At 61.9% G+C, this 14,446-nt stretch carries 9 protein-coding genes; 7 read left to right on the top strand and 2 right to left on the bottom strand.

What is annotated here, in order from left to right:
* Positions 1-109: 109 nt before the first annotated feature.
* The 7 genes from ATN38_RS10060 to ATN38_RS10030 all read left to right on the top strand — a co-directional run bounded on the left by ATN38_RS10060 (position 110) and on the right by ATN38_RS10030 (position 11,601).
* Positions 110-1,417 carry an SWIM zinc finger family protein gene (locus tag ATN38_RS10060; RefSeq protein ID WP_308256003.1) on the top strand — a complete coding sequence of 436 codons (1,308 nt, stop codon included), beginning with the start codon at positions 110-112 and terminating at the stop codon, positions 1,415-1,417.
* On the top strand, positions 1,414-2,898 hold the full coding sequence (locus tag ATN38_RS10055; RefSeq protein ID WP_064687866.1) for a DUF5691 domain-containing protein: 1,485 nt from the start codon (positions 1,414-1,416) through the stop codon (positions 2,896-2,898). Before ATN38_RS10060 ends, ATN38_RS10055 begins: the two co-directional genes overlap by 4 nt.
* The gene (locus ATN38_RS10050; protein ID WP_083056335.1) at positions 2,895-4,028 is read left to right on the top strand and encodes an AAA family ATPase; all 1,134 of its coding nucleotides are present in this window, start codon (positions 2,895-2,897) and stop codon (positions 4,026-4,028) included. The genes ATN38_RS10055 and ATN38_RS10050 overlap by 4 nt, the downstream gene beginning before the upstream one ends.
* The gene (locus ATN38_RS10045; protein WP_218747906.1) at positions 4,025-6,211 is read left to right on the top strand and encodes a DUF5682 family protein; all 2,187 of its coding nucleotides are present in this window, start codon (positions 4,025-4,027) and stop codon (positions 6,209-6,211) included. Before ATN38_RS10050 ends, ATN38_RS10045 begins: the two co-directional genes overlap by 4 nt.
* Entirely contained in the window at positions 6,208-7,371 is a 1,164-nt protein-coding gene (locus ATN38_RS10040; RefSeq protein WP_003943178.1) for a VWA domain-containing protein, read from the top strand. The genes ATN38_RS10045 and ATN38_RS10040 overlap by 4 nt, the downstream gene beginning before the upstream one ends.
* A gap of 42 nt (positions 7,372-7,413) precedes the next feature.
* Positions 7,414-9,036 (top strand): MFS transporter, encoded by a 1,623-nt coding sequence (locus ATN38_RS10035; protein ID WP_063315539.1) that lies wholly within the window; start codon positions 7,414-7,416, stop codon positions 9,034-9,036.
* A 237-nt stretch (positions 9,037-9,273) separates the two neighbouring features.
* Complete coding sequence (locus ATN38_RS10030) at positions 9,274-11,601, top strand: bifunctional diguanylate cyclase/phosphodiesterase (RefSeq protein WP_064075016.1); 2,328 nt, start codon at positions 9,274-9,276, stop codon at positions 11,599-11,601.
* Position 11,602: 1 nt separating this feature from the next.
* Here ATN38_RS10030 and ATN38_RS10025 read toward each other — a convergent pair whose 3' ends face one another.
* Positions 11,603-12,727 (bottom strand): GGDEF domain-containing protein, encoded by a 1,125-nt coding sequence (locus ATN38_RS10025; protein WP_064113656.1) that lies wholly within the window; start codon positions 12,725-12,727, stop codon positions 11,603-11,605.
* 121 nt (positions 12,728-12,848) lie between these two features.
* A complete protein-coding gene (locus tag ATN38_RS10020; protein WP_030536080.1) occupies positions 12,849-14,288 on the bottom strand; it encodes an amino acid permease in 1,440 nt (479 codons plus the stop codon).
* Between the last annotated feature and the right edge of the window lie 158 nt (positions 14,289-14,446).

Here is a 14,446-nt window from a genome sequence, read left to right as displayed (position 1 = left end):
CCCGATCCCCTCCCGAAATCATATTCGAATATGTGTTCGAGTCAAGGGGTTTTTCACCAACGAATCGGCCTGACTCTGTGATGTCAGCGGGTTGTCATACTGTGGTCGAGTGACTTCGCCGTGGACAGCTGGGCAGGTGGCGTCGGTAGCTCCGGACGCCGCATCGCTGGCCGCTGCGCGCAAGTTGGCTGGTTCGTGGAGCCATGCCGGCAACAGGGGTCTCGCGCTCTGGGGGCTGTGTCAGGGCAGCGGCTCGAAGCCGTATCAAGCAGTGGTCGACCTGAGGGGCCCTGCATACAAGTGCTCGTGCCCCAGTCGAAAGTTTCCGTGCAAACATGCTCTGGGGCTGTTGGTGGAATGGTCGGAAGGGCGTGTGCCGTCGGCGGACGAGCCCGCCGACTTCGTGGCAGAGTGGTTGTTGCGCCGCGAGGAGAAGGCCGAGACCCGCGGCGAAAGGGCTGAGACCGGCGACGAGGCTCCCAAGAGGGCTCCCGACCCGGCGACAGCGCAGAAGCGCGCCGACCGCGTTGCGAGCGGTCTCGTCGAATTGGACCTGTGGATCACCGATCAGATCCGCAGTGGTCTGGCAGCGATGGACACATCCTGGGCGGGCTTCGACGCAGTAGCTGCTCGAATGGTGGATGCTCAGGCGCCTGGTGTCGCAGGCACACTTCGAGCCTTGGCGGGCACCGTTGCGTCTACCGAGAACTGGCCTGAGAAAGTCCTCGACGAGTTGGCTCGGTTGCACCTGCTGGTTGCTGCGCATCAGAAGCTGTCCGAGTTGCCGGAAGATCTTGCCGATTCGGTGAAAGCACACGTCGGCTATCCGGTCTCAACCGAGAGTGTGATGGAATCGATTCCGGTGAAAGAGAACTGGATGATTCTCGGTTCCGGGATCACCGAGGAGAAGCGACTGTTCACCCGAACGGTGTGGATGCTCGGCAGGAATTCAAAGCGGTGGGCCATGCTGCTCGACTTCTCCCACGGGTCACCCAATTTTGCCACCGAAACGCCGCCAGTCGGGTTTCTGCTCAACGCCGATGTTCATTTCTATCCCGGTGCCGCGGCATTGCGGGCGCGGATAGGGGTCACGCACGGAGAACCGGAGCCCTTCACAACCATGCCGTTCGGAAGCATCGACACTGCGTTGCAGCAGTTTACCGATGCCCTCGCCGCGGATCCATGGTTGCGCTCGTGGCCGGCAGTGATCAGTTCGGTGGTCCCGTCGTTCGTCGACGGATCATGGTTTGTCGTCGACGAATCGGGCACAGCGCTTCGGGCAGAGGGTGATTCGGATCTTCTGTGGAAGTTGCTCGGCATTTCCGGCGGTTACCCGGTCACAGTCTGCGGAACGTGGAACGCGCTGGCTCTTACTCCGATCTCGGTTTTCACGGGAGGGCAGGTGATCGTGCTGTGAGTACATTGATCTCAGCGGCGCTCCTTGGGACAGCCAGAACAGCAACAACATTCGAGGAGCTGCCGGCTGAAGTGCGTGGCTACGCTCGCGAACTCGACGGCGATCCTGCCGAGATGCTTCTCGCAGGAGCAGCGTTGGAGAGGGCGTACCGCCGTGGCGGTGCGGGCTCCACCACGGCGGCGGTGCCGACATCTGCGCCAGACGATGTTCGATTCACGCTGCCGGAATCCTCATCGGCGCATCTGCTGTCGATGCTCGCGGCCAAGGCGACCTTGCTCGACGAATGGTTCGCAGTCGCGTTGGAGCACAATTACCGTGCGCCTGATCATCTGGTCGCCGAGTTGCTTTCCTTTGCACGTGCAAGTGAAGCTCACCGGGAGAGCATCCTGCAGATGGTCGGCGAGCGTGGTCGATGGCTTGCCGCGCAAAACCCCGAGTGGAGCAAACTCGTCCGAACCAGGGATGCCAACCCGGACGTGTGGCGTCACGGAAGTTCGTCGCAGCGCACGCAGTGGCTGATGGACACTCGTCGAACAGATCCCGCGCTGGCGTTGGCCGAACTCCGAAAGTCCTGGGCCACCGAGCGGGGCGAACAGAAGGCTGCCTTCGTCGCGGCGCTGGCAAACGGACTGAGCGCGGATGATCAACCATTGTTGGAGGAAGCCCTCGACGACCGTCGCAAGGACGTGCGACGCGCGGCAGTGGAAGTACTCGGACAACTCCCCGAATCGGAGTTCGGGGAGAGAATGGCTGCTCGGGTTCGGAAATGGGTGCGGGTGGAAAGGAAACTCGTTCGGTCCACGCTCGTCATCGTCCCGCCTGAGGAAGTCGATTCAGCGGCGAGGCGAGACGGCATCGAAGACCGGCCGAATCCACACACCGACTATCGTGCCGAGTATGTGCGTCAGGCGATCAGTTCTGCGCCGTTGTCTCTGTGGAACAACATGATCGGTGGACCAGGCAAGGTCTTGGGGATGAGCGTTGACGAAAGCTGGGAGCCGATCCTTCACGACGCGTGGTCCACCGCCGCAGTCGCGCAGAACAATACGGAATGGGCGCTGGAACTCTTTCGTATGCGCGGCACCGCCACCGATCGACGCGTGCTCCCGTTGGTGCCGGCCAAGGCGCTGGCTGATCTGTTGAGGTCCGGAAACGGCGACGCCAATGTTCTGCACCCGGGCCGGGCAGCGATCTACGACGCTCTGCGAGGTCCATGGCCCGAGGACATCACCCGGGCAGTGGTGGCCCAGTGGGAACGAGTTGCGGCCAGACGTGCCGACGGAGGCGCCAAGGCTGGCGAATTCTCACGCTACAAGTACGTCGCATCGCTGCGCCTGGCCGAGACTCGATTTCCTTACAGCGCAGTAACTTTGCTGGAGCGTGCTGCGGAACGTGCACGTGACACGGACTGGCGGCAGACCTTCGCCAGAACTGCCAGCGCCATCACCCACCGCAAGACCCTGCTCGAGGAGCTCACATGACTGACAGCGTAACCGTGCACACCACGGAACCGGAAAAGCTCGCGCAACCGGCAAGGCTGATGCGGCCCCACGCAGAGCAGGAGTACGCGCTCGAACTCGAAGCACTGGCCGCGCAGGACACTCGTCCGCGTCCACCGTCGTGGAACTTGTCGCCCTGGGCCGTCGTGACGTATCTGTTGGGTGGCACTCTCGACGACGGAACCGTCATTTCGCCGAAGTACGTCGGTCCACGGCGGTTGATGGAAGTGGCCGTCGCAACTCTTGCCACCGACCGGGCGCTACTGCTGTTGGGGGTTCCCGGTACGGCCAAGACCTGGGTCTCCGAACATCTTTCGGCCGCAATCTCGGGTGCGTCGACGCTCCTGGTCCAGGGCACGTCGGGCACGCCCGAGGAAGCTATCCGCTACGGCTGGAACTACGCACGTCTTCTCTCCGAGGGGCCGACCGCCGGTGCGCTGGTGCCTTCTCCCGTGATGACGGCGATGGAAACCGGGAAGATCGCCCGCGTCGAAGAGTTGACGCGCATTCCGGCCGACGTGCAGGACGCCCTCATCACCATTCTCTCCGAGAAGACGTTGCCGGTGCCGGAGCTGGGCATCGAGGTGCAGGCAGCCAAGGGCTTCAACCTGATCGCTACCGCCAACGATCGCGATCGCGGTGTCAACGACCTGTCGTCCGCACTGCGTCGACGGTTCAATACCGTAGTCCTCCCTTTGCCGGCCAGCGAGGAAGACGAGGTGGCCATCGTGGCACGTCGAGTCGAACAGCTGGGCGCAGCACTGGAATTGCCGACAACCCCCGCAGCAGCCGAGGAAATTCGCCGGGTCGTCACCGTGTTCCGGGAACTGCGATCAGGCACGACCACCGACGGCCGCACCAAGTTGAAGTCCCCGTCCGGAACTCTGTCGACGGCGGAGGCGATCTCGGTGGTCACCAACGGTTTGGCGTTGTCTGCGCATTTCGGGGACGGCGTACTGCGGGCATCCGACGTCGCTGCCGGAATCCTGGGCTCGGTGATCAAGGATCCGGTCGCAGACAAGGTGGTGTGGAACGAGTACCTCGAGGCAGTAGTGCGTGAACGCGGCGAGTGGTCCGACTTCTACCGGGCGTGCCGCGAGGTCACCGGGTGACCATCGTGATTCCGGACCTGCGTGTCCGGGTCTTCGGTATCCGTCACCACGGCCCGGGATCTGCTCGTTCGGTTCGGCAGGGTCTGGAAGAGTTCTCGCCTGACGTCGTCCTGATCGAAGGGCCTTCGGACGCAGACCCGTTGGTGATGCTGGCGGCGTCGGAATCGATGGAACCACCGATTGCGTTGCTCGCGTACGCCACTGGCGAGCCGTCGAAGGCGGCCTTCTGGCCGTTTGCGGTGTTCTCACCCGAATGGCAAGCGCTGCAGTGGGCTGCGAAGAACGGTGTGCAGGCACGGTTCTGCGATCTGCCCGCCTTCAACGTGTTGGCGGATCAGGGGATTCGTACTGTCCGCGAGGGCGATCCTCTGTCGGAACTGGCCGCGGCCGCGGGTTTCGACGACACCGAGCGCTGGTGGGATTCGGTGATCGAATCGAGCTCGGGCGCAGATTCTTTCGATGCGATCACCGAGGCGATGGAGGCGCTGCGTGAGACAGTGCCGATCGACGAGGAGACAGCGCATCGCGAAGCGTACATGCGTCAGGTGCTGCGAAAGACGTTGAAAGATGGCGCTGAGCGGGTAGCGGTCGTCTGCGGAGCCTGGCACGCGCCGGCGTTGGTCGGAGCCTTGGGGCCGGCGGCACCCGATGCTCGCATCCTCAAAGGAATGTCCAAGGTCAAGACCTCGCTGACCTGGGTTCCCTGGACACATTCACGCCTGGCGTCGGCATCGGGTTACGGCGCCGGAATCACCTCGCCGGGCTGGTATCACCACCTGTTCACCGCGAACGACAAGACGATCACGCGGTGGCTCACCAAAGTTGCGCGGGTGCTCAGGGACGAGGACCTTCCGATCTCGAGTGCTCACGTCATCGAAGCTGTCCGGTTGGCAGATACGTTGGCGGCACTGCGTTCTCGACCCTTGGCGGGATTGTCGGAGGTCACCGAGGCAACGAGGTCGGTGATGTGCGACGGGAACGACGTTCTTCTGGATCTGATCACGCGAAGATTGGTTGTGGGCGAAGCGCTGGGCGCGGTGCCCGAGGAAACGCCGACAGTCCCACTCGAAGCAGACCTGCGCGCACGCTCGAAGACCTTGCGGCTCAGACAACAAGCGGGAGCAAAGACTCTCGATCTGGACCTGCGAAGCGACATCGACGTCGAGCGTTCCCAGTTCCTGCACCGACTGGGGATCCTCGAGATCGATTGGGGAACCCCGGCCGACAGTGAGGTCCGTTCCACCGGAACGTTCCGGGAGACTTGGGCGCTGCAATGGAAGCCCGAATTCTCGGTCTCGGTGATCGAGGCGTCGATGTGGGGCACGACGGTGGTTGCAGCGGCAACATCATGTGTCGTCTCGAAGATCAACGAGCCGGACATCTCTCTCGCGTCACTGATCGGACTACTGGAGAACTCGCTCCTGGCGAACCTGCCGGCAGCGTTGTCCGCTGTGCTGGAAAGTGTGAAAACGGTTGCGGCACTGGATCATGACGTGTCGCACCTGATGGCGGCGCTGCCCACGCTGACGCGAACGCTGCGGTACGGCGATGTGCGCGGAACCGACGTGTCGGCATTGGTCGACGTCGCCGACAGCCTGTTGATCCGCATTTGCACTGGCCTCGCAGTCGCCGTCACGGGCCTGGACGATCCCAGTGCCGAGGAGTTTCGCGAACACCTCGACAAGGTTCACTCGGCAGTCATGGTTCGTGACGATCGCGATGCGAGCGCACGGTGGCTGCAGGCCATGGCCGGCGTGATCGACCGTGACGACGTCAACGGATTACTCGTCGGCCGGATGGTGCGGCTACTGCGCGACAGCGGTTCGATCACGGAAACCGCTGCAGCCCAGCGCTTGTCTCGGGCCCTGTCCGTGGGAAGCACGCCGACCGCCAAAGCCGGGTGGGTCGACGGGTTTCTCGGTGGAGGAGGGCTTGTGCTCGTTCACGATCGAGCGTTGCTCACGCTGATCGACACGTGGGTTCGCCAACTTCGTGAGCAGGACTTCATCGACACGCTTCCACTGCTTCGACGTACGTTCGGAGCGTTCGAGGCGGGGGAGCGTCGAGCGATCGGTCAGGCGGTCAGAGGTGGACGACGCGTCGAAACGACAGTGGAGACCGATGCTCGACGCGGCAGAGCGGCAATGGCGGTCGTTGCGGACATCTTGGGGGTGGGCGCATGAGCGACGACGATCAGCGCCTTCGACGCTGGAGACTGATGCTCGGGGAATCCGCCGAAGAATCGACGGGTGGGCTGGGCCAACCGGGCGAGCGTCGAATGGATGCAGCTCTTGCCGCACTCTACGATTCGTCCGGCCCGACCAAGGGGCGACGCCGCTCAGCCGGATTGGGGGCGTCGGCTCCGTCCGTCGCCAGATGGCTCGGCGATATCCGGACGTACTTTCCCAGCACGGTGGTGCAGGTGATGCAGAAGGACGCGATCGACCGACTGGGTTTGGCGCAGTTGCTGCTCGAACCGGAACTGCTCGATGCCGTCGAGCCCGATGTGCATCTGGTCGGGACGCTGCTGAGCCTCAACCAGGTCATGCCGGAGGCCAGCAAGGCCACTGCTCGAATGGTCGTCGGCAAGGTGGTTCGGGAAGTCGAAGAGCGAATCGCGCAGAAAACGAAGGCCGCGGTGACCGGGGCACTCAATCGTTCGGCCAGAACGTCGAATCCGAAGTTGCGTGACATCGACTGGGACCGAACCATCCGAGCAAATCTGTCGCACTACCTTCCGGAGTATCGAACCGTCGTCCCCGAGCGGCTCGTCGGATACGGCCGCAAGTCGAAATCCGTGCAGCGCGACGTAGTCCTGGCGATCGACCAATCGGGTTCGATGGCGTCCAGCGTCGTCTACGCATCCGTGTTCGGCGCGGTGTTGGCGTCGATGCAGGCGCTGAAGACTTCGCTCGTGGTTTTCGACACTGCCGTCGTCGACCTGACGGACAAACTGTCCGATCCAGTCGACGTCCTTTTCGGGACCCAACTTGGTGGGGGCACGGACATCAACCGCGCAATCGCGTACAGCCAGTCGCTGATCTCGCGTCCTGCCGAGTCGATGTTCGTTCTGATCTCGGACCTCTACGAGGGCGGTATTCGCAACGAGATGTTGCGCCGCATGGCCGCCATGAAGAACTCCGGCGTTCAAGTCGTGGTTCTACTGGCACTCTCGGACGACGGGGCACCGTCGTTCGATCACGACAATGCAGCGTCGCTGAGTGCCCTCGGGATTCCCGCGTTTGCGTGCACGCCGGACAAGTTTCCGGAACTGCTGGCGGTGGCTCTGGAACGCGGGGACGTGTCGGCTTGGGCGGATCAGCTCACCCTCGAACAGCACTGACCGGTCTGCTTCGAGGACCTGAACACCGGGTACACCCGCACGATGGGTGACGGACAGGTTGCTGGTTCGACGACGCAGGCGGGTTCAGGACTGGTTCTCACGGTGTTGGCATCCAGCCAATTCCTGATGACCTTGGACAGTTCGGTCATGAACGTTTCGATGGCAACCGTCGCCGAGGACGTCGGCACGAGCATCACCGGCATTCAAACCGCGATCACGCTGTACACCCTGGTCATGGCGACGCTGATGATCACGGGCAGCAAGCTGGGGTCGATGATGGGTCGTCGCCGAGCCTTCGCGGTCGGCTTGATCATCTACGGCGCAGGTTCTCTGACAACGGCGCTCGCTCCCAATCTTGCGGTTCTGCTGATCGGATGGTCGTTCCTCGAAGGCGTCGGTGCGGCACTCATCATGCCCGCGATCGTCGCGCTCGTCGCCACCAACTTTCCGGCGCAGAAGCGCCCGGCTGCCTACGGTCTGGTCGCTGCCGCCGGCGCGATGGCCGTGGCGGTCGGGCCGCTGATCGGCGGCGCCGCGACGACATTTGCGTCATGGCGTTACGTGTTCGTCGGCGAAGTCGTGATCGTTGTCCTGATCTTGCTGGTGCTGAGCAAGGTGGTCGACGTCCCACCGTCGAAGTCGCGCCTCGATTACGTCGGATCGATCTTGTCTGTGGTCGGGCTGGGCATGATCGTCTTCGGCGTACTGCGCTCGAGCGAGTGGGGTTGGGTGCAGGCCAAACCCGACGGACCGCAGCTGGTCGGGCTTTCCCCGGTGGTGTGGCTGCTGATCGCCGGGCTCCTGGTCGTGTACGGATTCCTGCGCTGGGAGGGACGCCTGGCCGCTGCGGGGAAGGAGCCGTTGCTTGATCCGGCGATGCTGCGAAACCGCGAGCTCAGTGGCGGACTTTCCATGTTCTTCGCGCAGTTTCTGGTCCAGGCGGGCGTGTTCTTCGCGGTCCCGTTGTTCTTGTCCGTAGTTCTGGAGCTCAGTGCCCTGGAGACGGGAGTTCGCATCCTGCCGTTGTCGGCGGCGCTCGTCGTGGCGGCGATCGGTATTCCGAAGCTACGGCCTACCGCGAACCCGCGACGCGTGGTCCGAGTCGGATTGTTGGTCATGGTCGTCGGCATTCTGATGCTCGTTGCAGGCATGGACCCCGGCGCCAATGCGGCGATCGTGATGATTCCCATGCTGTTCATGGGTTTCGGCTTGGGGTGCCTGTCTTCGCAGCTCGGAGCCGTCACGGTGTCCTCGGTCCCGGACGAGCGCAGCACCGAGGTCGGCGGGTTGCAGAACACCGCCACCAACCTCGGCGCTTCCTTGGGAACTGCCCTGATCGGATCGGTTCTCATTGCCACTCTCACGACGTCGGCGATCGCCGGAATCGAAGACAATCCGGCGGTTCCGACATCGGTGCAGCAGCAAGCGAGCACCGACATGGCCTCGGGCGTGCCGTTCCTGTCGACGACGCAACTCCGATCCGCTCTCGATGACGCCGGCGTCGCCGAGTCCACGGCGGATGCGATCGTGGACGTGAACGAAGAAGCCAGGCTGGACGCGTTGCGTGTCGCTTTTGCCGTGGCAGCGCTGCTCGCGATCGCCGCGTTGTTCCCGACCGCTCGAATCCCCCGCGTCGCGGTCGGCGACAAACGTGGTTCGAGCTAAGAATCAGCAATCGCGGATCGACCTGGACGATCGACGGAACGACCTCTGGATATAGTGATCTGCGCACAATCGATTCGTCAGATGGCTACCGTTGTGAAGGAAACAAGCAGCGAGTCTGAAACACTGACGTTTCACCGGATAAGGGTTCGGTGGGGAGCCAGGGGAGGTTCGGATGGCCAGGCGAGCGGATTCGACGCCCGCTGATGGCGCCTGCGCAGATGTCGGGATGCCTCGCTGATGAGCCGTCCGAGTCGATTGGGCAGGCAAGATCCTGCTTCGGAGGCCGACTGCAACAGCCTGTTTCGCCGTCAGATAGACGAAGCCGCAGCCGTCGCGCCGTTCGCCAATCTTGCGTACATGGCGAGTTTGGTCGTGATTCTGACCTACACCGTCCCGCCCGGACGTCAGACGCTCAGGTGGTTGGGTGGCGCCCTCATCTTTCTCGTCCTCGCGAATTCGATCCGAGTATGGATTCCCCTTCGCTGGCGGCCGTCGAAGCACACCCCGCGCTACGACTACGTGGGTCTGCTCGTCGAAGTGATCGTGGTCGCGACCCTCGACGTCACACTTTTCGCTCTGCTCTTTCACGACATGGACGTCTTCCGCGACTTGGTTCTGATCGCGACGATGGCCGGGATCATGGGCGCCGGGACCGTGACGTTCTCGAGTCTGAGATCGGTGAGCCTGACCTGGATCTACATTCACGGCCTCGGCGTCTTCACTGTTCTCGTCGTCCACGCCGAACCCCACTTTCGAATACTTGCGATTCAGTTGTGCATCTACATGTTTGCGCTCACCGTAGGAGCGGTCTATCTGTCGGCCTCTTTCCAGAGACGTTGTCTCGCAGAGTTTCAGGCGGAATCCGAGCGTCAGACTGTGGCGTTGTTGCTCGACGGATTCGAGGGCGGTTCCCGCGACTGGCTGTGGGAATGCGACACCAACGGCCGGTTCTCCCATACCTCGGCACGTCTCGCCGAGGTCGCAGGTATGACGGTGGACGAGTTGCAGCAACTCACCTTCGGACAACTCCTCACCAGACTCCAGATCGCAGCGAGTCCGGAGGGGCGTGCGGCCGCGGCCCAGATGATCGACAAACTCGAATCGAGTGCTCCCTTCCGGGACACCGTCGTGCCGGTGCATGTCGACGGTAGGCGACGCTGGTGGTCTCTTTCCGGCAATCCACGGGTCCTCGAATCCGGCGTGATTCTGGGTTGGCGCGGTGTCGGTTCCGACATCACGGAGAGGTATGTCCACGAGCAGGAGATCCTTCGCCTTGCGGCCACCGACTCGTTGACCGGGTTGCCGAACCGTCGTGCGTTCGGAGTGGCACTCGAGGAAGCGATCGATTCCCGCGCGCCGGAGAAGCAGGTTCTCGTCGGGATTCTCGACCTCGACAACTTCAAATCGGTGAACGACACCCTTGGCCATCCGATCGGGGACCAATTACTTCTCGAAGTCACGAAACGCCTTCGCGACGTGATCGGTTCGGACATGTGCTCGCGGATGGGCGGTGACGAATTCGGGCTGATCGTCTGCACCTCTTCGCGCGACGATCCCGGTGTGATCTTCGATCGGTACCTGGAAGTGCTGCACGAACCATTCTTCGTCGAAGGCAATCGGATCGAAGTGCGGGCCACGATCGGTTACTCGAGCGCGCCCGAGGATTCGACGGACGCCGACGGATTGGTGATGCTGGCGGATCTGGCTCTGTACGAGGCGAAGTCGACGGGACGCAATCGAGTGGGTAAGTTCTCACCGCTGCTGCGGGCGAGGGCATCGGCGCGGGCGACGGCGTTGCACGAGCTGGACAGAGGGATCGAGGAAGGGCAGTTCGATCTCCATTACCAGCCTCAGGTCGACACTCAGACCGGTGAAGTGGTGGCCTTCGAGGCTCTTCTTCGGTGGAACCATCCCAGCCGCGGCCTCATCGGGCCCAGCCAGTTCATCTCGGTGGCGGAGGAAACCGGAATGATCATTCCCCTCGGCGCGCAGGCAATGGCGATGGCGACCGCCGCTGCTGCGGGGTGGCCGACCGGAATTGGCGTCTCGGTCAACGTTTCACCAGTGCAGTTGGTGTCGCGAGAGTTCGGTGCGATGGTGAAGAAAGCGCTGACGGATTCGGGCTTGCCTCCGCAACTGCTGCAGCTCGAAATCACCGAGACAGGTGTTGTGGACGATCGCGCGATCCGGGATCTCTACAAGCTGCGTGAGCTCGGGGTCACCGTCGCACTCGACGATTTCGGCACCGGCTATTCGTCCTTTGCCACGCTCCAGAGACTTCCAATCGACGTTCTTAAGATCGATCGCATGCTGGTCACCGACTCGGACGATCCGAAGATGTCCGTGGTGAAGTCCATTGTCGAATTGGCCGCGGCCCTCGGTATGAAATCGTTGGCCGAGGGCGTGGAGACCATCGAGCAGTTCCGCCGCGTCCAGTGGGTCGGGTGTGACCTGGTCCAGGGTTACCACATCAGCAAGGCTCTGACCGCTGAGCGCGTCGATGTGTATCTTGCCGCGACGGACACGGAAACTGGGCGCAGCGTCCACCCACTTACGTGGCTGTGAATCAGATCTGAGCCGAGCGGATCGTATTACCGCCTGCCGCCTTCGCTTGATACATCATCGAATCCGCGACATTTGTCGCCGCCAGGATTGCGGAAGCACCGCCGCTCCACGCCTTCGATTCGGCGGTCATCATCACCGCTCCGACGCTCACCGTTGTGGGGATCGCGTCGGAACAATCCGACAGCGCCGCGTTTATCCCTTCGATCAACAGGGTTGTCGATTCGGGATTGCCGGCGATGACGGCCAGGTATTCTTCCCCGCCGGTTCGAGCGATGACTCCGCGTTCGCCGAGATGTGTGCTCAATCGGTTCGCGGTTCTCCTGATGACATGATCGCCTTCGGCATGACCGTGAAGATCATTCACCGTTTTGAATTTGTCGATATCGACGACGATGAAGGCGAGAGATGAAGAATCGTCTCGGGCGCTCTCGAAGAGATCGCCGACTGCCCCTTCCAGTCCCCGACGGTTGAACAGTCCAGTGAGGGGATCCCGGTCCGAATACTGGGCATCGCGGTAGAGAGTGCGCCAAGTCAGGTGCGCAAAAATGGGAACGAGTGTGACAGCTCCGAAAAGAACGGTGCCGCGGGCCAGAAGCGTCGTGATATCGACGTCGCCTTCCAGATATGCAAGAACGAAAACGGTAGTCGTGACGGTCGTCGACCAAACGACATGAGCGACAAGCCACTTTGCGCTGACAAAAAGCGTCGCAAAGGTTCCGGTGACCGCGAAGACGATGCAACCGAACGTCCCGGACGAGCGATCCGGCACCAGGAGGACGGCAGCCGCGATCCCGAGATCTGCGAATATTCCGAATGCAAGCAACCCCCGGCGTCCGGGAAACGGTTGTGTGAACCAGCATGCGGCGATTCCCACACACGTACAGATCATGAAAATCGAAAGAGCTTTGCCGGGTGTGGTCGGCGGCGTATCCGGACCGATCAATTTGTAGAAAGCGGACAGTCCGAAGATGATCGTCATCATTCCGAGCAAGGTTCGGAAGATCGGAATGATTGCCCGGCCGGATCTCTGGTGCTTTATCCACTCGTAGTCGTGTGGTTCGTTGAACCATTCGTGAAGTGTTCGCCAAGAACTGTGCCCCTCGGAGGCGATGACAGGGCTCGGCATGCTGTCCATTTTGCCTTGAATTTAGGTAAAGAGAAAATCTATGTTCGACCGCTTCCATCGGATCGGCTCTTTTCGAGGAAGAGGTTCAATTATCGAGTCGAGCGCTTACTCGATGCTTGTTTCAAGCCTTCTTCGAACTGCTGTGTGCGTTGTTCGAGGCGGTCGCGAACGATCCGACTTTTCGCGTACGAGACTTTCTCACGCCGTAAGCGGCGAGGATGACCCCCAGCGCGACCAGGCTTTGGACGAATTCCGCGCGCGTGGGTTCGTTGAGACCCATTCCCACCAGGATCACGAGAATCAGACCAGTGACCACTATCGGCAGGCCGGGATACAACCAGACACGGAATTTCAGAATCTCGGGGCTTTCGCGTTCCCATCGGCGTCGGAGGCGTAGTTCGGATACACAGATCAGGATGTAAACGAACAAGCAGATTGCGCCCGACGAATTCACGAGGAACAAGAAAATCGTATCCGGCCAGATGTAGCCGGCCGCGATACAGAAGTACCCGGCCACGGTGCAGGCGAGTACGCCCTTCACCGGCACGCCGCGGCTGTTGGTCCGTGTCATCCAGGCCGGCGCGTCGTTGTAGACGGAGAGTGCGAAGAGCATCCGTGACGCCGTGTACAGGCCGGAATTGAGGCAGGACAGCACCGCGACCAGAACCACGAGATTGAGAATGTCGGCGGCGCCGGGAATTCCGAGCAGGTCGAGTGCGGAGATGAACGGAGAATCGCCGACGACGAACGAATCCCACGGCAGCATCGTCACGAGGAGGAAGGTGGCGACAACGAAGAAGGCGAGAATGCGGAAGACGACCGTGTTCGTGGCCCGCCTGATCGCTCCGGCGGGTTCGGCGGATTCCGCTGCGGCGATCGTGACCAGCTCGGCTCCGGTCATGGAGAAGATCACGGCGACAACGCCCACCAGTACGGGGGTGAAGCCGTTCGGCAGAAATCCTCCGTGGCCGGTCAGATTGCTGAAATCGACTTCACTGCCGGGCCAGATGCCGAAGACGAACAGACTGCCGAGCACGATGAAGCCGATGATGACGGCGACCTTGATACCCGCAAACCAGTATTCAGCCTCGCCGAAGTTGCTGACGGAGAGAAGATTGACCCCGGTCATCACCAACAGGAGTACCGCTGACATGAGCCAGAGCGGGACACCATGGATCCACCGGGAGAGCAAGGTTGCTCCGACGACGGATTCGATGCCGACGACGATCACCCAGAAATACCAGTAGAGCCAGCCAGTGGTGAAACCCGCCCAGTCGCCCAACGCCATGCGCGCGTATTCGGTGAACGATCCCGTACACGGCTTGGCCACGGCCATTTCGCCGAGCATGCGCATCACCAGGAACACGATGATGCCGCAGATCGCGCACGTGATGACTGCGCCGGGGCCCGCCTGGTTGATGATTCCGCTCAGCCCGACGAAGAAACCGGCGCCGATGACGCCGCCCATGGAAAGCATGGTCAGGTGACGCTTCTTCAAGCCTGTTTTGAGTGTCGAATGAACGCTGGCGGCTTCGGCTGTTTCGGTGCTGCTGTCGGGCATCTGGGCTCAGCTCCTATTGCATGACGCGATCAGTTCTTTCGGAGAGACGCTAAGCTCATCGTGTGATCCAGAACATGGACTTGATGTACAAATCTGAACTGGAAACTGTCAGTTCTGTCCACTGCCTTTCTATTCACTGCCTTCGGAGGTTCCGGTAA

It is taken from the genome of Rhodococcus sp. FH8 (genome assembly GCF_019266085.1).
Classification (GTDB): domain Bacteria; phylum Actinomycetota; class Actinomycetes; order Mycobacteriales; family Mycobacteriaceae; genus Rhodococcus_F; species Rhodococcus_F qingshengii.
Note: the sequence above shows the minus strand (reverse complement) of the source record. Positions and strands in the feature narration are given on the sequence as shown.

What these genes read in the sequence shown, in the direction of transcription:
- ATN38_RS10050 (WP_083056335.1), top strand. Translation starts at nt 2,895, where the DNA reads ATGACTGACAGCGTAACCGTGCACACCACGGAACCGGAAAAGCTCGCG.
- ATN38_RS10040 (WP_003943178.1), top strand. Translation starts at nt 6,208, where the DNA reads ATGAGCGACGACGATCAGCGCCTTCGACGCTGGAGACTGATGCTCGGG.
- ATN38_RS10035 (WP_063315539.1), top strand. Translation starts at nt 7,414, where the DNA reads ATGGGTGACGGACAGGTTGCTGGTTCGACGACGCAGGCGGGTTCAGGA.
- ATN38_RS10030 (WP_064075016.1), top strand. Translation starts at nt 9,274, where the DNA reads ATGAGCCGTCCGAGTCGATTGGGCAGGCAAGATCCTGCTTCGGAGGCC.
- ATN38_RS10025 (WP_064113656.1), bottom strand. Translation starts at nt 12,727, where the DNA reads ATGCCGAGCCCTGTCATCGCCTCCGAGGGGCACAGTTCTTGGCGAACA.
- ATN38_RS10020 (WP_030536080.1), bottom strand. Translation starts at nt 14,288, where the DNA reads ATGCCCGACAGCAGCACCGAAACAGCCGAAGCCGCCAGCGTTCATTCG.